At 67.2% G+C, this 637-nt stretch carries 1 protein-coding gene; it reads right to left on the bottom strand.

From position 1 onward, the window contains the following. Positions 1 to 177 precede the first annotated feature (177 nt). The coding region (locus tag QUV83_RS17620; RefSeq protein WP_289566234.1) for a 4Fe-4S dicluster domain-containing protein at positions 178 to 637 on the bottom strand (460 nt) is incomplete at its 5' end.

The following is a 637-nucleotide window of genomic DNA, read 5'->3' as shown; positions in this document are numbered from 1 at the left end:
CAGCACCATGACCGGGCCGATCGCGTAGAGCGCGGTGTCGGTCATCTTGTCCACCGTGCCCGCCGCGAACCGGCGACCGGCCACGACCTGCACGATTCCCAGCACCACGAACGCGCCCACACTCATCTGGGCGGCCACGGAGAAAACAATCATCGGAAGCTCAGCAGTGTGCATGAGTCACAGCTCCTCAGGGTTGGCCACAGACCCCGTGCCCGAACCACTGGGCTGGGCGTCACGGTGGGGCGTGATCACCAGGCGCGGACGCGTGATCGCGGGGTCCGGCAGCGGCTCGACACCGGCCAGGTCGCCGTGCTCGGCGCGCAGCTCCTCGACCGGGCCGTAGCTCAGCGCCCGCGACGGGCATGCCGACACACACGCCGGGTCCTTGCCCTCAGCCCGGTAGTCCGCGCACAGGTCGCACTTGGACATGTGGCCGGACTCCGCGTCGAACTGCGGAGCCGAGTACGGGCACGACCACTCGCAATACCGGCACCCGACGCACTTCTCCTGATCGACCGAGACGGTGCCGTCCTCGTTCACGTGCATCGCCGTCGTGGGGCACACCCGCACACAAATCGGGTCCTCGCAGTGGTTGCACGCGATCGACGTGTAATACGAGAACACATTCGGAACAACG

This window comes from Cellulomonas cellasea (genome assembly GCF_030372105.1).
GTDB lineage: Bacteria > Actinomycetota > Actinomycetes > Actinomycetales > Cellulomonadaceae > Cellulomonas_A > Cellulomonas_A cellasea_A.
The sequence above is the reverse complement of the archived record's forward strand: the minus strand, read 5'-3'. Positions and strand labels throughout refer to the sequence as shown.